We start from the raw sequence: 20,501 nt of genomic DNA on the forward strand, positions 1-20,501 counted from the left end.
TTTGCGCCCTATTATTTCTTTCAGCCTGTAGTCTGGATTTAAATATTTGGTCCGAGCATGGCAATACCCTGACTGGTAAAGTGCAAATGACAGGCATTACTTCCTCTGCCGTGTGCGCAGCGGGAGACAAGAAAGCCTACCTGCATCAGCTCAACAGCGACGGTTCCGTCGATGAAACTCCTCTGGCGTCTGTGAATCTGGATTCTAATTATGGATTTGAATTCACCAACCTATTTGCCATTGCCCCTGCTGCAAAATATTTCGTCAAGGTCGATGCCTGCGGTAAAAAACTAAGCCGTCCTGTCACAGGAATGGAAAACCAAATCGTCAACTATACGACAAGCATCGTGGGCCTGGTGCCTTACGTTCAAGTAAGTGGCGTTAAAAAACTTCAGGATCTTAGCAGTGCGGAACTGGAAGCGGTGATTTCCACGATTGAAAGCACCCCCAACGTTAGCACATCTGAATCGATGAGCGAAGTTTATGACAGTTTGACTGCTGGCAGTGGTGCTGCACAAAGTGCGCAGGTGGTCTCGACTTTTGGATTAAATGCGATCACGGACTTGGTTTCGATGGTGCCCCCTTATATCGATACGCTGACAGCGCCCACTGCATACAACGAAATGAGTTCGGCAAGTCATACTGTCACAGCCGCCCACTGGTACGGAAGTTATTCTGCAGCCTATGAATGGTATTTAAATGGAAACTCTGATGGAACTTCTGCGACTTATGCATTTACTCCTTCAAAAAATTCCCAAGGTTCGAACGTCATTCGTTTGAAAATCGGCACCGATGACGGCGGTGGTTTGATTGATTCAAGCTATGCGGTCTTTGATCAGGAATATTCTGTGAATATTCTAAATACATTTCCCGCCGTGGCTCCAACGCTGAGTCTGACTTCGGCGGCGGTGACGAATTCGATTTCGACCACGGTGAGTGTCGCAACCGGGGCGCTCCTCGCAAACTGCGACACCTTTTCAACTTTCGCGCTTTCCGAAAGTGCAACTTCCAGCGGAGTTGCATTTTCTGATTTCACGCGGACTTGCTCCACAGCGGCGGCGCAATCGGAAAGCTACAATTTATCCATGGGTGACGGAATTAAGACTGTTTATCTTTGGGCGAAAGATGCGGCAGGAAATATCTCAACAACTGCCACTTCGATTAATGTCACTTACGATACGACGCCTCCCGTTTTATCATTAACGGTCCCCTCTGCGACTCAGGCGTCGACGGCGATGAGCCTGGCCTTTTCTGCAAGCGATGTGACCTCAAGTGTTGCGGTTTTAAAACTTCAGTACTCAGTCGATAACACCACGTACTCTGACGTTGCGACTTTAACAGCTGCCACCTCCCCCTACACGGGTTACACGCCAGCGGCATCAGGTTATTTGCGATTATATGGTGAAGACGCCGCGGGAAACTTTACGACAACAACACCTGCTGCTTTCGTATTTGATAACACCCCACCGAATGCCCCTGTCGCAACTTTGACGACGGCGACATTAACCAACAACCCGGTTGTGGGATTAACCGTGGCTGATTGCACAGATACGGCGACCTTGTTAATTACCGAAACCGCCGGCGCTCCCCTGGCAAGCAATCCGGCCTGGGCTGCTTGTGCTGCGACCCCGGTTGTTCACAACTACACGGTCGTTGGCGAAGGAACCCACACTCTTTATATTTGGGCTAAAGACACCGCTGGAAATATTTCTGCGACGTCAGATACAAAAGCTATCGTTTTAGATACAACTCCCCCGGTCATCACGTGGGTTGCTCCAACCGTCGACCAAAGAACAAGCGTGGCGGCAACGGTGACTTGGCGAGTGACGGATATTCACACATCCACAGCTCAAAACACAGTTCTGGAATACAGTGAAAACGCGGGTGCCAATTACACCGTGCTTTCGACCCAGGCTTTACCAGCAACAAGTGCAAGCAACCAAACTTACAATGCGACTTGGAATACTGCTGCAACACTTAAGACAGTAAAACTAAAAGTCACCGTCACGGACGCTGCTTCCAACCAAGCCACTTACGTTAAAGACCTGATTGTGGAATCAGAGCGTCCGGTCATCAATACCTTAACGATTGCCGATGGTGCCGCTGTCGTGGGTCTTGCATCGGTGAATGCGCAACTCAATGTCACATCTTCCACATCTGCGACTTCGTACATGCGTATCTCTGAAACTGACTTTGACGTTAATACCGATGATGGTGTGGGTTGGATGCCGTTTTCTGCGGCGAAATTCAGTTTCTCGATGGCCAATACGCCGGGCACGCACACCGTTTATGCACAAATTAAAAATAACGCAGGGATCATGTCCCTGACGAAGTCTGTGACTTTGAAACTGGATACCGGAAATCCTCCAAGTATCAAAGTGACCTCCCCTGCGGGTTCCGGCACATATTTGCCTGGAAACGTCATGCCCATCACTTGGCAGTGTACAAGCAACAGTGCGGATATTGGTCTTGCAACAAAACCTATCTCCAGCATTCAGTACACGATTGATGATGGTTTAAGTTATTTTACGATCGTGGATGATACGTCTTCGAATCTGCCTGCTTCTGGAACATATAATTGGACGATTCCAGCGACGACACCCGAGGGAGCTGCCATTTCTGCCTCCACGCCCATCCGCGTTCTGGTTGCATGTAAAACTGCCGGTGGTGTGATCACAACGTCCCTTTCTGCAATTCAAAACTCTGCATGGCAAATTCTGGTTGGTGACCCGGGGAACTTAGAAACTGGCGTTCACATCAGTGCAGCTGACATTTCAAATTCCAGTGGTTTTTTTGGGGATGCCCAGAATAACTTGTACTCAGGCTCTCGCCTGCGCCATGCAATCACGAAAATCGACCGCCAAACAGGATTGATCACAGAGTGGCTGGGGGAAATGTTTGTCGAGGGCTGCCCGACAAGTTCTGTCGCAAAATTCACCACTCCAAAAATTATCGATATCACTGACGACACAATGACGATTGTATCGACGCCTTGTCATACGATTACGCGCATTAAGATTTCAGATAAAAGCATCATCTGGAACAGAACCGTGCCTCTTTTAACAGGCGATGACCGCCTGGCGAATTCAGGTCCAAGTTTTGATATGTATTTAAAGTCGGGTTATTACTACTTCCCGTCTTTGTATACAGATAAAATCTCGGCAAATGCTTTCTATGAAATCGATTTGAATAACACATCCAGCACGCCAAAACTTATTATCGGTAATACATCGATGTGTACCGACTATACGCCAACAGTCAGTTCTTCGGTTTTCACTGACGATCTTTCCTTGCCTTGTAAGTTCGTGACGTCTCCAACATCCCGCGGTGCCTGGATTACGGTCCTTCCTGACCGAAGCCGCATCTTTATCTGGTGGAGAACAGCTGCCAATCAGGCAAGTAAACTGGAATTAACACAAGATTCTGCGACTCAACGATATAAAATCTCGGCGGTCACAGGTACAGCTGCTGAGGGTGATGCGAGCTATTGTTCCCGCGGTGTCTTTATGGGTAGTGACACCTCGAAACTCTTCTGTATGCAAAATGCGCGGAGTGGTCGCGATGTCACTTATATGAATATGACAACGGGTGTGACAGCCGGAGTTAAAACAACTCTGGCTTCAGACACGATTGACGCCATCCAGGTGTCGATGGGTTCATCCGATAAAGCGGTCTACATCGTATCGCGCGAAACAAATGAATTGTTCGAAGTAAAATTCAACACGTCACTTTCTTCGACGAAAATTGGTGGTAGCTCCTTCCTGACTTTTGGTAACGGAACCGATCCAACACAGGCGGCATTTACTTCCATCGCAGGACTGGGCTGGGAGTATGACAGCACGGCTAAAGAGGGATATCTTTATACTCGTGGTATCCGCCATGTACGTCGCATAAAAGTCAGCGTTCCATCAGGAGGCACCGATGTCGCTGTCACTCGCGTGGATACAGCCTTTGCTTCCGTTTTGAATTCCACATTGAATACCTTTGGTACCATCCACGTATCCCCAGATCGTCGCTTAACATTTAATGGTCTGGATGGCAGCAGCCGCTATACTTGGTATGGTCTCGATGTGGGATCATGGGGATCCACCGGCAATGCAAACTTTGGCGGCTTCTCAACTCTCTATGCTAATTCCAGTCAGTATGATTGGGGCTGGACGGCAACGTTCCTGCCAGATAATAGCTATTATTGGACTTCCTATTCTGACAGCGGCTTAACGACGAACTTAAAAATCTATAAAGGGGACGGCGCTACAGGGACAGCGATTGCCGGTAACGGAACCATCGGCACCTCGACAGTTTCCAGTGCGACGACAGCGACAACAGTACCATTAAAACGTGTCTATGGTATGCAGCCTGATAAAGACGGAAACTTGCTGATCTTTGATGCGGATAAGATTCGTAAGATCGTTCCGGGATCACCAGCCACGATCGTTGACGTAATGGATTTAACAGCTCAGACAAATTATCCAACCGGAAGAATTTGGATTGATGCCGTTTATAATAACGACAACGACGATTTCTATATGCTGGCGAATAATATCGCGACGGGAATTACCGAAGTGTTTAGCTTCCGCCCGGGCGTGGGATTCCAATCCATCTCAGTCTCGGGATTGAATCTGCCAGGTACTTTACCGGGCAGCAGAGGTAAAGCTTTTGTACTAAAAATCACGCCGATGGGTCTCGTGATGCAAGACTCGTATAAACGTCGCATTCTGGTCACCCCACTTCTGCCGTAAGTGCCCTTTACACTTTGCAGCTTTTGCTTTTTCATTGCCGTTTGAACTCAACCAAATATAGTTAAACCGTATTTAATTAACTCCGTCTCGAGGTAACAATGCGGTTTTTCTTTATCGTTTTTGCTTTCGCACTGAACGCCGTAACAGCACAGGCTCAACTCTCCATCATCGATCAAAGTCCCTCTTCCACAGAGTGGAAAACGATTGAAAATGATTTTGTGAAAGTGATCTATCCTGAAACTTTCAAAAGCCGCGCGATCTATGTCGCGAACATGATCGAACACTACTCTCATGTGGTGGGTCTTTCTTACGGCATTAAAACTCCCAAGAAAGTCACTTTGATCATTCGTGACCAAATGGCCGAGCCCAATGGATTTGTGACACTGGCACCGCGCCGTACTGAGTGGTATGGATCTGCGACATTCTCTCCGATCGTGGGATCGACTGAGTGGTACCAAACACTTTCAATTCATGAATACCGCCACGTTCAACAGTACGATGCTTTTAGCCACAACACGGTTGATTACTTTAACTATCTGTTTGGGGACCTGGGTATTGCGCTGGCTGACACCTTGGTGAATAAATCCTGGATGAAAGAGGGCGATGCCGTTTACGCGGAAACAAAATTTACTGATGCAGGTCGTGGCCGCTCCCCCCGATTCCTGGCGCGTTTAAAAGCGATTCTTTTAGGTCGTGCCACACCCACTTATGACCAATTCATCAGCGGCACTTATCAAGACAGCCTGGTGAATCAGTACGTCTATGGTTATATTCTGATTTCCCGTGCCTACCAAAAATACGGAGACGACTTCTGGGAAAAGATCAACGAAAGAAACAGCCGTGGTCCTCACCCGTGGAGATTTGAAAACGCGTTTAAGGATATTTCTGGAACCTCGTTCAGAAAATTCTATTACGAATCATTTGACGAACTTCGTAAGCAGTGGTCCAAGGATTCATTCCCGGGCTTAGAAAAAACCGAATACTCGGTGGCGACAGATCCTAAGTTTCAAGACGGTGTGACTTATTTCGTGCAATACGATTTAAATAAACTTCCGGCTTTGTATAAAAAAACCGGCACTGAAACTGAAAAAGTGGTCGAGATCCCATACACAGGGGACTTAGGCCGCTTGGATTACTCTGCTAATCATGCAGTCTATAGTGATTTCCTTCCACATCCTCGTTATGGCTTTCAAGGCTATTCAGATCTGGTCTTGGTGGATTTGAAATCGGGCTCTCATAAATACATCACTTCAGATTTGCGCGTTTACAATCCACACTTCAGTCACGACGGAAAAACCGTTTTAGCTACTGAATACTTACAGGATCAAACATGGCAAATTGTGGAATTTGATCTTTCTGGCAAACGTCTGCGCACTTTGAAACTGGCAAACTTAAATCTGGTGGAAGCAGTTTCCCTGGATAAAGATAAATTGGTGGTCTTTGCTTTGGATAAAGCTGGCTACCGCTCGATGATTCTTGCAAGTTTTGGTTCTGATAATTTCACGACCATCTTGCCAGGCTCGCGTAACAACTTGTTCTCTTTGCACTCTAATGGCAATGGCGAAGTCCTGTTCGAATCCCAATACAAAGGAACCATCGAGATCCTGAAACTGAACACGGCAACAATGGCCTTTACTCAGTGTACACAAAGTAAAATCGCCTCATACTCCCCGACATTTGCGGGTTCTGAATTTTACTATTCTGAACAATTTCCCTATGGAAACCGTATCCAGAAAGGCTCTTTGAGCGATTGTAAACCAATTGCAAAAACGGAATTAGTGGATTCCAAGTTTTTGGGTGACAACCCTAGCGATGCTTACAATAAATTTCCAGAAGTGAAAATTGCCGATCAATTGAGTTTTGATACAAAAAATGCTTCAAAATACCACGAAGAAGATTACGGTGGTTTTGATGCCCGCGCCTTCACTCCCCACAGCTGGAGCTTTTTTGCGGCTCGTGGTTTTGGATTGACCGTAATGACCGATAACTACCTTCGCGATTTCGGCGCGACAATTGCGCTGGGAAGCGATGGGGAAGAAAATGTTCCTTACACGTCTTTACAGATTGATTTCAAACGCTATTGGCCGGTGCTAAGTCTTTTGGGTGATATCCGCAATCGCAAAACGAATGTGATGAACTCAGAGCCTGAACAAGATCTTGAATGGCGCGAGGGCTCCTACGGTCTTGGCATTCTTTTGCCTTACCGATTTAAGCACCACATGTACTCAGGACTCATGGGTCTGGGGTATTCAGCAAAAATTCTGCGCACAGAAAGCTACGAAGTCGATGACATCGGTATTCCGGGCACGGGCTCTTCCCAATACGTCGATCAAACGGTTAATTTCCAATTTACTTACGCCAAAGAAGCGCACACGCGTGCAATTCTTCCTCCGTGGAGTGTGACATTGCTGGCGGAATACGAAGATGCCACAGCCATGGATGATGAATCTTTGCCGGGTTCTTATCGGACCTATGCAAATCTTGATTTCACCACGCCGGGGATTTTTAAAAACAACAGCATCCTTCTTTCCTTCAGCGGTCAAAAGGCAGCCGAGGGCATGGGTCGCTATTTATTCTCTCCGCCTCTGATCAATCCCGTGGGTTATGTTTACTCCCGTGGCTTTGACTATAAGACGTCAGATCAATTTGCGAAGGCGTCTTTTAACTACATGTTCCCTATCGCTTACCCCGATTGGAATGCGGGCCTATGGATTTACGTAAACCGCATCTATGCCAACCTTTTTGTGGATAATACGAAATACACAGCTCTTGATGTCGATTACAACCTTAAGAGCGCGGGTGCGGAGCTTATCTTGCAATCAAAGTTCTTCCGCTTCCTGCCGCTTAGCTGGGGTTTACGTTACATCCATAAAGCTGATCCAGATAAGGATGAGGTTGAACTTTACGTTGGTACTCAGCTAACGATGTTCTAAGACTTAGAAAACCGGGAAATTTTCGCCCATTTCAGGGCCTCCCTCATTAAATGCGTGCTCCTTGGGGCAAGAACTGCTACCAAGGAGTCATGCCAGCTCCTAAAAAAATTCCTAAAAAATACCAACCTAAGGGTTTCGAAATCCTGCACGAGGATTTAGATATTATCGTCGGCAATAAGTCTCCGGGAATTTTAACTGTCGCCGCGAAATGGGAACGCGAAAACACTGTTCACGCTCTTTTGAATCAGTGGGTGCGCAAAGGCAATCCGCGCTCCACAAAAGTAGTTTATGTCGTTCATCGCCTGGATCAGGCAACCTCCGGCGTTTTGGTTTTTGCTAAATCAGAAGAGGTGATGAATTGGCTAAAGGATAACTGGAAGTCTTTCAGCAAAACTTACTACGCCGTTGTTCATGGCAAGCTTGAGAAAAAAAGCGGCACGATCCAAAGTTACCTCAGTGAAGACGATGAATACGTGGTTCACTCCAGCCAGGATTCTGACAAAGGCAAACTTGCCATCACGGAATACACGGTTTTAAAAGAAACCGATAAGTTCAGCCTTTTAAAAATCAATCTTTTAACGGGAAAGAAAAATCAGATTCGTGTGCATTTGTCTGGCGAAGGGCATCCGATCGTGGGTGACACCAAGTACGGAAAACCAAATACTCCATTTAAGAATTTGTTCCTGCACTCGGCTGAACTTGAAATCAATCATCCGCACAACAAAAAGCGCCTGCAATTTAAAGCACGCGTTCCCGCGTACTTTAAAACTTTGATCGATTACGAATATTAATTTTAAAATTTAAGCCTGAATTTCTGAAACAGCCCACAAGCTGATCATATCACCCAAACCCGCGTTCACGCGTCTGATGATTTGCTCGGCCGTTCCTTCGTGTGAAGGATAAGTGCTGTGAGTATCGCTTACCAGAGTCACCCCATAGCCCAACTCACAGGCTTTTCTGCAAGTGGCATCAATACAGTACTCTGACTGCAGGCCGGCGATAATAAGCTTGTGAATACCTTTTTTCTTAAGCGTCGAATGGAGTTCTGAATCCGTGAAGGGATCAGGATGATGTTTTTGTACTATCAAATCACCATTTTCAATAACCAGCTCAGAATGCAGCATCCAACCCTCGGTGCGAGTTTCGTCAGGCTCCCCCGGTTTTCCATTGTTTTGCACAAAGATGACCTGCGTGCCCGAGGCACGAGCCAATTCCAAAAGCTTTTGAACGTTCTCAAGCAGCGCCTCAGATTCAAAAACGGGATTAAAAGGAGCAAACATGTTTGCCTGGACATCGACTAACATTAGAGCAGTGTTCAAGTTCATAGGAGCTAGAATATCTCATCCTGGCCCAATAGACCACTGCTCTCCTTGCTTCCGGCACAAAGACTTGCTTAGCCCCACGATTCATCTAGAATAAAGAGGAATGTTTGAATTCAATCGCAAGACATTTACGATCGGCGCTCTGCTCTTGGCAGCTATCCTTTATTGGAGAGGTCGTCCGGTGCCTGTCGCTGATGGAGTCTTAATACCTGAAGACCCCGTTCAGGAACAGATTGCTGAGAGCGATAAAAAACCCATCCGCATTGATGCAGGCGTCGTTGAACCTTTAGCGCGGTATAAAATTCGTGCGCGGGTTCTTTCGACGAATAGATATTATTTTGATCCGGGGGCAGGAATCTCCCCGATCGATCTTGCCCTGGGCTGGGGACCGATGTCGGATTCAAAAATTTTAGATGAATTAAGCATCGGTCAATCACTTCGTTATTATCATGTGCGCTGGAAGAATCCGCCGATCTCTGAACAAGAAATCATGCGCCATAGCGCAAACGTCCATATCATTCCGGCAAATAAAATCATCCGCGATGTCGTCATTGGTTTGCGCGAAGGAAATTTGATCGAATTGACCGGAAGCTTAGTGATGGTGAGCACCAAAGATGGTGGCGAATGGAAGAGTTCCCTCAGTCGCGATGACACCGGTGCTGGCGCTTGCGAATTGATGCATGTGACGGCAATTCGTGTCCTTAATTAACTTTTGTAAACGTCAAACGGCAAAACGAAAGCAAGATGAAAAGCCATTGAAAACGAAAGGTCTTATTTTCGTCGTCTGCTTGACCCTTTCAATAAAAGATTCGTAGAACAACTCCACGATTAATAAAAATCCGATGGAGGATATCACATGAAATCAGTTCTAGTTTTGCTAGCTACTTTGTCTCTTTCTTCAGCTTTCGCTGCACCAAACGAAGATTTGACTCTTCCAGGTGAGCGTTGGATGTCTAAATTCACAGCTTATGTTTGTGACGATGGCAACACTCAAACTCAAACAATCCCTGCTGACTTCGCAGCTTTCAATGTTCAGTTGGCAACTGCGACGACAGACTACTCTTTGGACAATCTTTTGATCAAAGGTACTTTCTCTGAAGAAGGTTCTGTTTGTAAGTACTCTGCTCTGGTATTCGCTGACAACGCAGCTAAAACAGCTCAACTTGTTGATTCTCGCGCTTACGCAATCGAAGGCACATCTGCTTGCACAGCTGGTAAAGCTTTCCTTGATGCAGCTTTGAAACTTAACAACTACAAATACCTTCACGGTCGCGCAGCGATCTACGTTCCAGCTTCAGATGCTGCTGCTCAATGCGGCGCTGGTGCAACAACTGTAGGCTTGCACTTCCAAGTTACTGGTAAAATCCAACAGTAATTTTCAAAGATTTATTCTTTAAGGAAAGCCGTTGACTGAAAAGTCAGCGGTTTTTTTTATGTCGAGCTTCGGTTCCGCCCTGCCAATAGGAAATGTCATGGGCGACACAACAGTCTAAAAATTCTGTCGGATCTCACTAGCTTGCGCTGGCATCATTAAAGCGACCAACATATAGACAGTGGCCCCAACGGAACCCTGCCAACCTTTAGAATGATTAAACAAGCTCTTGAAATCCGTATCTGAGTAATTAGCAAATATCAGTCCCGTTTCTGACAGTCTGGGAGGGAAAATAACATTTTGCCTGCGAACTTTGAGTTGCCGATGATGAAGAAAAAAAGGGGGTCTCAGTGAAATCGCTTTTGTTTTTAGCAGCTGCCTTTCTGATCAGTGTTCCCGTTTTTGCACAAGAGTCTTATGAGGATAATTCGACGAACAATGAGGAGCATACGATTACCGTGAATGACGATTCGATCACCGTTCAAGAATCCTATAACTATAATTTTGGCTTCGTGAAAAAGGGCAAATCGGAAAATGCACGCTTTCGCCTTCGCAACAACGGCAGCTATCCGTTTTACATAAACGACATCGACACTTCAGGAAAAGCATTCAGTCACAAAGAAAACTGTGGCGGTGTTTTGTGGCCGGGCCAAGCCTGCAGAGCGACGGTGAAATTCGCACCCAAACAAGTGGGACAGTTTAACGGAAGTCTGCATTTTGATTTGATTGGACGATCTGATATTTGGGTTTTCCTGCGTGGTTGGGGTTACAACTACTGACCTAAATTTTAAAAAAATATGGCGGTGAAATCCGAAATTCGCCGCCATTTCCCGCATTCGGAAATGAATCGGAGTACATAGCAAAAATGGCTTCATCAGCGACTCCAGTTTGCGATTTCTTCAAACGTTTCCCGTAAACTTATGGAATTTGTTAAAACTATTTTACAAGTTCAATTGCTCACCGAGTCGTAGAGGACAAAATTCACCAAAACCCACGACTCGGCCTTGGCGATCGGCGCTCAGTTAGTTACAAGGGCGCTATGAAACAATTCACGAATCGTAGCGTTACTGGTTTAAATTCGGTATTTCTGTTCATAGTCGCGATCATGGTTTTGAATTCTGTTTTTCTTTATACGGCTTTTCAATCCGTTAAAAAAGACGAGCAAAGAGTTCTGCACTCAAATCAAGTCGTCATTGAAATTGAAAGCGTCATCTCCTATGCCAAGGATGCTGAAACCGGCATGCGTGGCTATTTGCTTACCGGTAACAAAGACTATCTAGAACCTTATTATGCAGGTATCGCAAATTCCGAAGCTGCCATCGCCCGTCTGGGAAATCTAGTGGGTGATAATCCCAGTCAGATCTCATTGCTTAAAAGTCTTGAAACGGTTTTAAAGTCGCGCTTTGAGGTCCTTGAAGAAAATGTTCAGCAGTTTCAAAAATCCGGCCCCCTCTCGCGCAAAGGAACTTTGAACGAAGGCAAAATCCTGATGGATCAAGCCCGGGGCTTTGTCACCAAAATGCACGCGGAAGAACAACGCTTACTGCATGCAAGACTGGAAGAGGCGAGTAGATCGCAAATCTACGTGGTCATTTCTTTGTTTGGTTCGTGCTTGCTAAATATCATCCTTGCAGCCACGGCTTATTACATCATCCGTCGTCGTCAGATCCTGCTTAATATCGAAGCCCAGGCCCGTGAACGCGAATTGGCATTGAAAACTCGTGTGGCAGAGATCTCTAAACTTGTGGCGATGGATTATGATTCCGCTACTTTGTCGAAAAAAGTTTTAAGCTTTATTGCGGATGAACTAAGAATCCCAGCTGGCAGCATGTACGCGCACCGCGGGGATTCTTTGGAAAGCACGGCTCACTATGCCCGAGTCAGCGAAAACTTGAATGCGGCTCCGATAATGCAAGTCCCACTTAATGTCGGCTTAATTGGCGAAGCATATCGTAAAAACGAAATCGTGGAAATCAACCACCTTCCTGCTAATTATTTCTGGGTGGGTTCAAGCCTTGGAAAAGCACAGCCAACATCTTTGGTACTTATCCCGCTTCTGACATTGGGAAGACCTGTCGGCATTATTGAACTTGCGTTCTTCCAACCATTAACTGAACACCAACGCGATTTCCTCACGCAGTCTTGTGATTTGATTGCCACAGGTCTTGCTTCATCTGAAAGCCGCGGGCATCTGGAAAATCTTTTGGATACGACTCAGCTGCAAGCGCAAGAATTGCAAACTCAGCAGGAAGAACTTCGTTCTGCGAATGAAGATCTGGAAGAGCAAGCCCGTATGCTGGAAAGACAGCAAGACGTGGTTAACACACGCAATACAGAGCTAGAAAAGATTAATCAGTATAAATCTGACTTCCTGGCTAAAATGTCTCACGAGCTGCGCACTCCGCTGAACAGCCTGTTGATTCTTTCCACTCTTCTTCGTGAAAACAAAGAAGGCAATCTTTCTGAACAGCAAAAAAACTTTGCTGGCACAATTTACGATGCCGGAAATGATTTACTGAATCTGATCAACGATATTTTGGACTTATCAAAAATCGAAGCCCGAAAACTCGTAATCCGTTCTGAACGCTTTTCGCTAAAAAGCATGACGGATCAGTTGCTTTCGACTTTCAAACCTCAAGCCGAGAAAAAAGGCCTCTCGATCCGAGTGATTCTGGATTCCACAGTTGAGGATCTGGTTTTAGAAACCGACGGTCAGCGCCTGGGCCAAATCCTGCGTAATTTCATGTCTAACGCTGTGAAATTCACCGATATGGGTTCCGTTGAAATCAAAGCCCATAACTTTAAAAACGGCTTCGTTGATATCTCTGTGAAAGACACAGGGATTGGTATTAATCCTGAACAACGCCTGACGATCTTTGAAGCCTTTGAACAGGGGAATAACCAAATCAGCCGCAAATATGGCGGCACAGGTTTAGGCCTGACTATTTCCAAAGAACTGTCGGAATTATTGGGCGGTCAAATCGTCGTACAATCCGAAGAAGGCAAAGGCAGTGAGTTCACAATCCGTTTACCGATTGTATTGCCGGGTGAATTAACTTCGCCGACAAAACCACAAATGGATATCAATATTTCCAAAAGTATCAGCTTTGACCAAGAGCTGCGCTCTGCCCCGTCAGAGGAAGTTGATAGAATATTAAAAACTGTCAGCAGCGAAAAAAGGACTCTTTTGATCATCGAGGACGACGAAAAGTTCAGTGCGCTGGTGGCGGAAGCCGCCAAAGATCATGAATTTTTCCCGGTACAGGTGACTTCAGGTGAACTGGCATTGCAGCTTCTGGACAAGTTCACTCCGACTGCCATCATGCTGGATATTAAACTTCCTGGTGTGAGTGGTTTTGGCGTTTTGGAATCCCTTAAGAAAATTCCACAGCTTCGCCATGTGCCGGTGCATATGATTTCAGCTTTGGATTATCCTCAACAAACTTTGCGTATGGGAGCCATGGGTTACCTTGGCAAACCTGTGACCATGGACCAAATCCACAGCGCTGTCGCGCAGCTTAAAACGGTAGCTGCCGAATCAACGAAAAAGCTTTTGATCGTTGAAGACAATCAAATCCAAAGAGAAGCCATCGTCGCTCTATTGCAGGCACCGGATATTGAACTGACTTCTGTGGCGACAGGTGAGGAAGCTCTGAAAGAGGTTTTGGCGCGTCACTTCGATTGCCTGGTTTTGGATTTGTCCCTTCCAGATATGACCGGCAACGACTTCCTGGAAAAACTGAATGAATTGGATCACCCACTTCCACCGGTGATCGTGTACACAGCGAAACAGGTCAGTAAGCGCGAAGAAGAATATCTTCGTAAATACTCTGAAAGCATCATTCTAAAAGGCGCACGCTCTCCAGAAAGACTTTTGGATGAAGTCAGTCTTTTCCTTCACCGCGTGTCGGACTCTTTACCACTGCAACAACAGCAGATCCTGTCGGGATTAAAAGGTGATGAGAATTTCGAAGGACGCAAACTTTTGATCGTTGACGATGACATGAGAAATATCTTTGCCCTGACGCACGTTTTAGAAAGCAAGGGCTTTAAAGTTGATGCTGCTCGTGACGGTCAAGAAGCTTTGGATATGGCTGGCAAAGATGGAACGTACGATGCGATTTTGATGGATTTGATGATGCCGCGAATGGACGGCTTTGAATCGATGGAACGCATTCGCGGGCTGTTAGACCATAAAGAGACTCCGATCATCGCCTTGACCGCCAAAGCGATGAAAGGCGATCACGAAAAAGCTCTGGCCTCCGGTGCAAATGATTATCTTTCAAAACCCATCAATATTGGCAATTTGGTGTCAGTCTTGCGAGTTTGGTTGCATGAAAGAGACGTGTTCTAGATGACAGTTGAAAACGTCCAACGTCACTTATTGCTAGAGGGGATTTTTTTGAAGTACGGATTCGACTTCAGAAAATACACCGAAGCATCTGTGACCCGACGGATTGACGTCATTCTGGCAAAGCACAACATCGCAACAGAAGCGGATCTTTTGGCTCGCTTACTGAACGATGAGGATTTTTTTAGAAAGATCATGCCGCTTTTCACGGTGAACACCAGTGAGATGTTTCGTGATCCCAGTTTCTTTAAAGCGCTCCGAGCCCAGGTGATTCCTGTACTCCGCACCTATCCAAATTTAAATATTTGGATCGCGGGCTGCAGCACTGGCGAGGAAGTTTATAGTTTGCAGATTTTGTTGCACGAAGAAGGACTTCTGGAAAGAAGCACTATCTATGCAACGGATATCAATCCAGTCGCTCTTAAAAAAGCTCAGGATGGTGTCTATGACTTGGAAGGTATCCGCGTGTTCACTAAGAACTATGTGGAGTCAGGAGGGAATAAATCTCCTTCGGACTATTACACTGTTCATTATAATCGCGCGCGAATGATACCAGAGCTTCGTGAGCGTGTGGTGTTCTCAGAACACAACATGGCTACGGGCGAAGGCTTCGTTGAAGCCCATTTGATTTTATGTCGGAACGTGTTGATTTACTTTAACCGCGAGCTTCAGGAGAGAGTGTTCAAACTCTTTTATGAATCCCTCGCGTCCCGCGCTTTCCTGGGGTTGGGAAGCAAAGAGAGCATTCGATTCTCTGCCTGTGCAGACGGATTTGATGAACTTAATAAGGAAGACAAAATTTATCAGAAGGCGCGCGCGTTGCGCACCTTCCATAAATAGAGTTATAGATTGCATTTTAGTAACAATAAAATGCTAGGAAACAAACCAAAGTTGGTTGTTAAATATTCAACATGAAAGTTTTGAAAGTAAGTGCCATTGGGCAGAATTCAAAACACGGGGGAAATGTGGACAAAACGAAGATTCTTATTGTGGATGATAACCCCGATAATATTTTTGCATTGAGCGAATTGATCAAGGCGGATGATCTTGAGCTAATCACGGCCAACAAACCGGAGCAGGCTCTTTCTCTTCTGTTAGATCACGACTTTGCATTGGCACTGTTAGACGTGCAAATGCCCGACATGAGTGGCTTTGAACTCGCACAGTTTATTCGCGGCATTCAAAAGACTCGTCATCTACCAATAATTTTTGTAACTGCTCAACAGCAGGATCAAAATATTATTTTTAAAGGCTATGAAAGTGGCGCAGTGGATTTGATGTTTAAACCTTTGGATCCGTATATTGTACGGTCTAAAGTTCAAACTTTTATTTCCCTGGATCGTCAGAACAAACTTTTGAAAGCGAAAATGGAAGAGGTGGAGTTTCTGCGCAAACGTGCAGAGCAAGCGAACCTTTCCAAATCCCAATTCCTGGCGAACATGTCCCACGAAATCCGCACTCCCCTGGCTTCGGTTTTGGGTTTTTCGGATGTTTTAGTCCAAGAGGATTTAGGTGAAGCTGAAAAGCAGGATTCCCTAGCAGCCATCCGCCGTAACGGTGAACTACTGCTGCGACTGATTGACGATATTTTGGACCTTTCAAAAATTGAAGCCAATCAACTGCATTTCGTGAAGGCGGCATTTAATTTTGATGATTTGCTGAAAGATATCGCGACAACTCTGGGTCACAGAGCTTCTGATAAAGGAATCACTTTAGAGGTGGAATCTAAAGTACCTGCAGGGCTTTACTATAATTCAGATGTGGAGCGTATTAAGCAGATCCTTTTAAATGTCACGGGCAATGCGATTAAATTTACCGGCCAGGGCTCCGTTAAAGTTCACTGTTATATTCAACCGGATCGCAATCACCATGACAGAGTAGTGTTTGAAATCCGCGACACGGGTATCGGTATCTCTGACGAAGAAGCCAAAAAACTTTTCCAACCCTTCAGCCAAGCTGATATTTCAACTCGCAAACGCTATGGCGGTACGGGCTTGGGTTTGGTTATCTCGCGCGAGCTCTCTAAATCGATGGGTGGAGATTTAAAACTTATTTCTTCCGTACCTAACGAGGGTTCTTTCTTTGAAGTTTCAATGCTTTTGGAAAAAGCGCAGTCTGCGACTCAAACCATTGAACAAAAAGTAGAATGCTTAAGTAAAGAAGTTGATTTGCAAGGTGCAAAAATCCTGGTGGTGGATGACGTTAGCGACAATCGTCTGTTGATTGATCGCTATATGCGCAACACCCACTCGGAAATTATTCAGGCGGCCAACGGTCTTGAAGCTATTGAGATGATGGAAGGACAAAATCCTGATTTGATCTTGATGGACATTCAAATGCCGATCATGGATGGCTATGAAACCGTTCGCCGCATCCGGGCTGCGGGTTATACCAAGCCTATCATTGCTTTGACTGCGCATGCTATGAAGGAAGAAGGACAGAAGTGTATGGACGCTGGCTGTGACGGAGTTCTTACTAAGCCTGCACGCCGCAAGGAACTTCTGGGGAAAATTCAGGACGTTCTGGTAACTTAGTTCACGGATCTGCAGGAAGCCTAAAGGCATAGCCTTCTCTTCCGTCGACACGCCATCCTTGGCTCACCGTCGCCCGCCTTTGGCGGGTTCGCGCGTCCAGCGCCGACGGAGGTCGACTGCATAGCAGGCTATGCCTTTAGGCTTCCTGCAGACGCGATCTTCGTTTCATTCGATTGTATTTATCGAAGCTCTATGCGGCTTTGGAATCTTGTAGGGTGCTTAGCCAGTGGTTGAGTTCTTTTGTCTTTGATTCGTTGAGATCGGCGTAGTCGAAGAAATAGTGGTCTTCGTTTTTTAGTTTTAGTTTGGTTCTTACCTTCAGAGATTTAGTGAGGATGAGATCTACTTCTCTGTCTATGATTTCTTCTGGTGGGGTTGTTAGGCCCTTGATTTGGATTCCCTTGTTTGAAATTGAGATGAGTTGGCCCCAGGGATTTTGGCCTGCGAATTGGAATAGGATTTTTCTTTTTACTTGCGGGATTTTTCCGTGTTTTGGTTTTGCCTGGAGTTTCGGTTGTAAGACGACCACTTTTCCTGGGGTTTTTGGTAACTCTGTGGGTTGGAGTTTTCTTACTACGTCTTTTGATTGTATTGATGTCGTGGGTTGCTGCTTGGCGCTCGCACTACTGGGCGCCACTGCCGTCATTTCAAAAGCTTCTAGTGTCTGCGCTGGGACTTTGGCTATTGTTGGTGGCGTCTTTGGTTTTTCTTTTGGTTTCTGAGTTGGTTTTGTGTTTTCTACTTTAAATACCAACTGATCCGCGATGAACATGAAGACCGCGATGTTAGTTAGAAAGAATGTCCAGGTTAGGCCGCTGGATTTTACGTGTTTGAAGTCTGATACTTGCAAGGCTATGTAACCGCCCAGGAGTGCCAGGGCATATTTCCATACAGTTTTTGAGCCTCTTAGCATTAAGAAGCCGATGGCGATGGTGGCTACGTATAAAATCTGATTAAATACGGAGCCGGCGGCTATGACTCTTTTGAACATGTCGAATGTCCATTGGCCGTACACACCGTCAAGGGTCGACATTTTTGCGAGTGTGTTCCCAATAGGTGCAAAGACTAAAGCTGTGCCGAAAGTTTGGATGACAGCTTTTTTTTCAAGAACTCGGGTTAGAAACACCGTCTACCCCGCCGCCTCTTTGTCGTCGACAAAGCGCATTTCTACCACTTCGGCGTTGTCGCCTGTGGGAATCGGTTCAGAGTCAGTTTGAGTGGGCTGATTTTTTTCTTCGCGGCGTGATTGCAAGGCACCGCTGGTTGCGATGACCAGACAGATCGCGAGTGGATCAAATACGGAGACAAAAAGCATAATCAAATATTTTACGACCAAATCAATCTCAAGATTGAAGGCTTTGGCGATAAATACCAACGGACCGACTTTTTTATTAAGCTCAATAACATGTAAATCACTTTGCGTGATCTGCACTTGTAGATTTTCGATTTGCTTTGTAAGAGCTGCGATGCCTGGTTCGATTTCTTTGCGTGTTTCGATTCTTTTGGTCACACGGGTGACTGGGATTTCATCAACGGCTTTATTTAAACGATCGATTTCTGCGCGAGCACTCGCCTGCTGAGTTTTCAATGAACTCACTTTGATAGCTTCTGCAGTTAAAGCGGTACTTGCTGACTGATAAGCATCAGAAAGGAAACCAAAAATACCTAAGGACGTGATCGCACTTAAGATCACAACCGAACTGACAAGGTATGTTTTAAGAAATCCATTCAAATGATTCCAGCGCTGGTGAAGATACGCCGCTAGAACGAATTTGGAAAGCTCGAGTGATCCCGCCATCAGCATGACGGCTGTGGCTGCACCGGAAAACAATGCTGCAAGACCGACAATTGAAAATGCCGCCCCCAACATCGAAACCGATATAGCAGAAAGAATCAGACCTATCACACACCAAAGAGCAATCATGCCTTTCTTTTCGGAATTGTGAGGTTCTTGCTTGATCAAACTTCAATGAATTAAGGCTATAGTCGAGGTCCTGGTTTGGATTCATTCGTTAGTCCAGGATGCCCTCCGTTATCTAAAGGAACCCTCTGAATAAACCGATTGGTGATTAAGTAAATAAAGGAACTAAAGCTATGAAATTCATCCTCAGTACATTCCTTATCTTGTTAAGCGCACAGGCTTTTGCGCAAACCACTTACCGTGCAATTCAACCCTTGGGAGCGATTTCCAAAGGCTCGCAAATCTCTGTGAAATCGGTGGGCAATAAAAACACCTTCTTCAATCCCAACCAGACCGACTCCACAACGGAATCTGGCTTTAAAACAGTATCCAATGATTCACTGTATGAAGTTCAATCCATTAAAAACAATGACAGCTCTGCCGATTCCACGACTTTAAAATCCCTGGCCAACAGCGGTGATTTGGTATTGAACAAATCCTCTCTAAATTCCGCGGATCAAGGCTGTGTCTCTAAAGGCACTTGTACTTTGAATTATGATGCGCCTGTTTACCAATCTAGTAAGTTCAACTTTTTCGATTGGTTCCTCAACCTATTCGGCATGGGTGATAAGCCCAAATCGTTAGTCACGCCGACGGATATCACAGATCCGAAATCTTCTGCTGCAGCAGCTTCAACTGCCTTGGTAACAAATACGAACCGCACTTTGTCGGGTCAGGACAATGTGTGTGCAGACCTTCCGGATTCAGTCAAAAATGATCCAACATTCAAATGCGGTCTGCAAATGGCGTTAGACGCTTATAAAAAGAACAAAGCTTCCGGCAAAGTCACTTCAGACACGTTTATTTTTAATGATTTCGCCGACGGTGAAATGACTGGCAAAATGTACTTCTTTAACTCCCAAGGCCAGGTGGCTCAAGTCCTCGATAAAAACCCCATTCCTGTCTCCCGCGGAGCCGGTGGCTTCGGTGCAGGCACGAGCTCCCAAAAAACCCCGAATGGAGCTATCGTTACCCGCAGATATGACCCACCTCGCAGTGCAAACATCAAAGATGGTATCGAATTGGATGGCCTTGAAGCTGGAAATAAAGACATTCATGGCCGTGGCGTTCTGCTTCATGGATGGAATCCCTACACATTTACCGCTGGATGCTTAGGTGTTCAGGGAACTTTCGAATCCCGAAAACTGGGCTATGCCGACGAAATGGGTGGCCGTCCCCTTTATCTGGATCAATTAAAATCAAGCTTACTTAAAGATGGCGGAGTTATGATCTATAACTTCACTCCTGCTAAGGTTCGAGAAGGACTTTGCAGAAACCGCCAATAGTTCA

General features: G+C 45.8%; 13 protein-coding genes. 10 read left to right on the forward strand and 3 right to left on the reverse strand.

Annotated features, from left to right (window positions below; translation table 11 throughout):
• Positions 1 to 86 precede the first annotated feature (86 nt).
• The 3 genes from ACLSU7_RS07200 (at position 87) to ACLSU7_RS07210 (ending at position 8,463) form a co-directional block, all read left to right on the forward strand.
• Positions 87 to 4,739 (forward strand): hypothetical protein, encoded by a 4,653-nt coding sequence (locus tag ACLSU7_RS07200; protein WP_413294880.1) that lies wholly within the window; start codon positions 87 to 89, stop codon positions 4,737 to 4,739.
• Between the two features lie 98 nt (positions 4,740 to 4,837).
• Positions 4,838 to 7,672, forward strand: a complete 2,835-nt coding sequence (locus ACLSU7_RS07205) for a hypothetical protein (RefSeq protein WP_413294881.1) — start codon at positions 4,838 to 4,840, stop codon at positions 7,670 to 7,672.
• Between the two features lie 89 nt (positions 7,673 to 7,761).
• A complete protein-coding gene (locus ACLSU7_RS07210) occupies positions 7,762 to 8,463 on the forward strand; it encodes an RluA family pseudouridine synthase (RefSeq protein WP_413294882.1) in 702 nt (233 codons plus the stop codon).
• Positions 8,464 to 8,472: 9 nt separating this feature from the next.
• Here ACLSU7_RS07210 and ACLSU7_RS07215 read toward each other — a convergent pair whose 3' ends face one another.
• Entirely contained in the window at positions 8,473 to 8,976 is a 504-nt protein-coding gene (locus ACLSU7_RS07215) for a cysteine hydrolase family protein (RefSeq protein WP_413294883.1), read from the reverse strand.
• A 121-nt stretch (positions 8,977 to 9,097) separates the two neighbouring features.
• Here ACLSU7_RS07215 and ACLSU7_RS07220 point away from each other — a divergent pair, with 121 nt between their 5' ends.
• From ACLSU7_RS07220 to ACLSU7_RS07245, 6 genes are all read left to right on the forward strand, one after another.
• A complete protein-coding gene (locus tag ACLSU7_RS07220; RefSeq protein ID WP_413294884.1) occupies positions 9,098 to 9,703 on the forward strand; it encodes a hypothetical protein in 606 nt (201 codons plus the stop codon).
• 147 nt (positions 9,704 to 9,850) lie between these two features.
• A complete protein-coding gene (locus ACLSU7_RS07225; protein ID WP_413294885.1) occupies positions 9,851 to 10,369 on the forward strand; it encodes a hypothetical protein in 519 nt (172 codons plus the stop codon).
• Between the two features lie 347 nt (positions 10,370 to 10,716).
• Entirely contained in the window at positions 10,717 to 11,145 is a 429-nt protein-coding gene (locus tag ACLSU7_RS07230) for a choice-of-anchor D domain-containing protein (RefSeq protein ID WP_413294886.1), read from the forward strand.
• 260 nt (positions 11,146 to 11,405) lie between these two features.
• A complete protein-coding gene (locus tag ACLSU7_RS07235) occupies positions 11,406 to 14,720 on the forward strand; it encodes a response regulator (protein ID WP_413294887.1) in 3,315 nt (1,104 codons plus the stop codon).
• The gene (locus ACLSU7_RS07240) at positions 14,721 to 15,557 is read left to right on the forward strand and encodes a CheR family methyltransferase (protein ID WP_413294888.1); all 837 of its coding nucleotides are present in this window, start codon (positions 14,721 to 14,723) and stop codon (positions 15,555 to 15,557) included.
• Between the two features lie 71 nt (positions 15,558 to 15,628).
• Entirely contained in the window at positions 15,629 to 17,251 is a 1,623-nt protein-coding gene (locus ACLSU7_RS07245) for a response regulator (protein ID WP_413294889.1), read from the forward strand.
• A 190-nt stretch (positions 17,252 to 17,441) separates the two neighbouring features.
• On the opposite strand, the gene ACLSU7_RS07250 is transcribed toward ACLSU7_RS07245, so the two are convergent.
• Complete coding sequence (locus ACLSU7_RS07250) at positions 17,442 to 18,242, reverse strand: hypothetical protein (protein ID WP_413294890.1); 801 nt, start codon at positions 18,240 to 18,242, stop codon at positions 17,442 to 17,444.
• Positions 18,243 to 18,380: 138 nt separating this feature from the next.
• Entirely contained in the window at positions 18,381 to 19,175 is a 795-nt protein-coding gene (locus ACLSU7_RS07255) for a hypothetical protein (protein ID WP_413294891.1), read from the reverse strand.
• A gap of 170 nt (positions 19,176 to 19,345) precedes the next feature.
• On the opposite strand from ACLSU7_RS07255, the gene ACLSU7_RS07260 reads away from it, so the two are divergent.
• Entirely contained in the window at positions 19,346 to 20,497 is a 1,152-nt protein-coding gene (locus ACLSU7_RS07260; RefSeq protein WP_413294892.1) for a hypothetical protein, read from the forward strand.
• Positions 20,498 to 20,501 lie beyond the last annotated feature (4 nt).

The sequence above is a fragment of the Bdellovibrio sp. HCB185ZH genome (genome assembly GCF_047302455.1).
GTDB lineage: Bacteria > Bdellovibrionota > Bdellovibrionia > Bdellovibrionales > Bdellovibrionaceae > Bdellovibrio.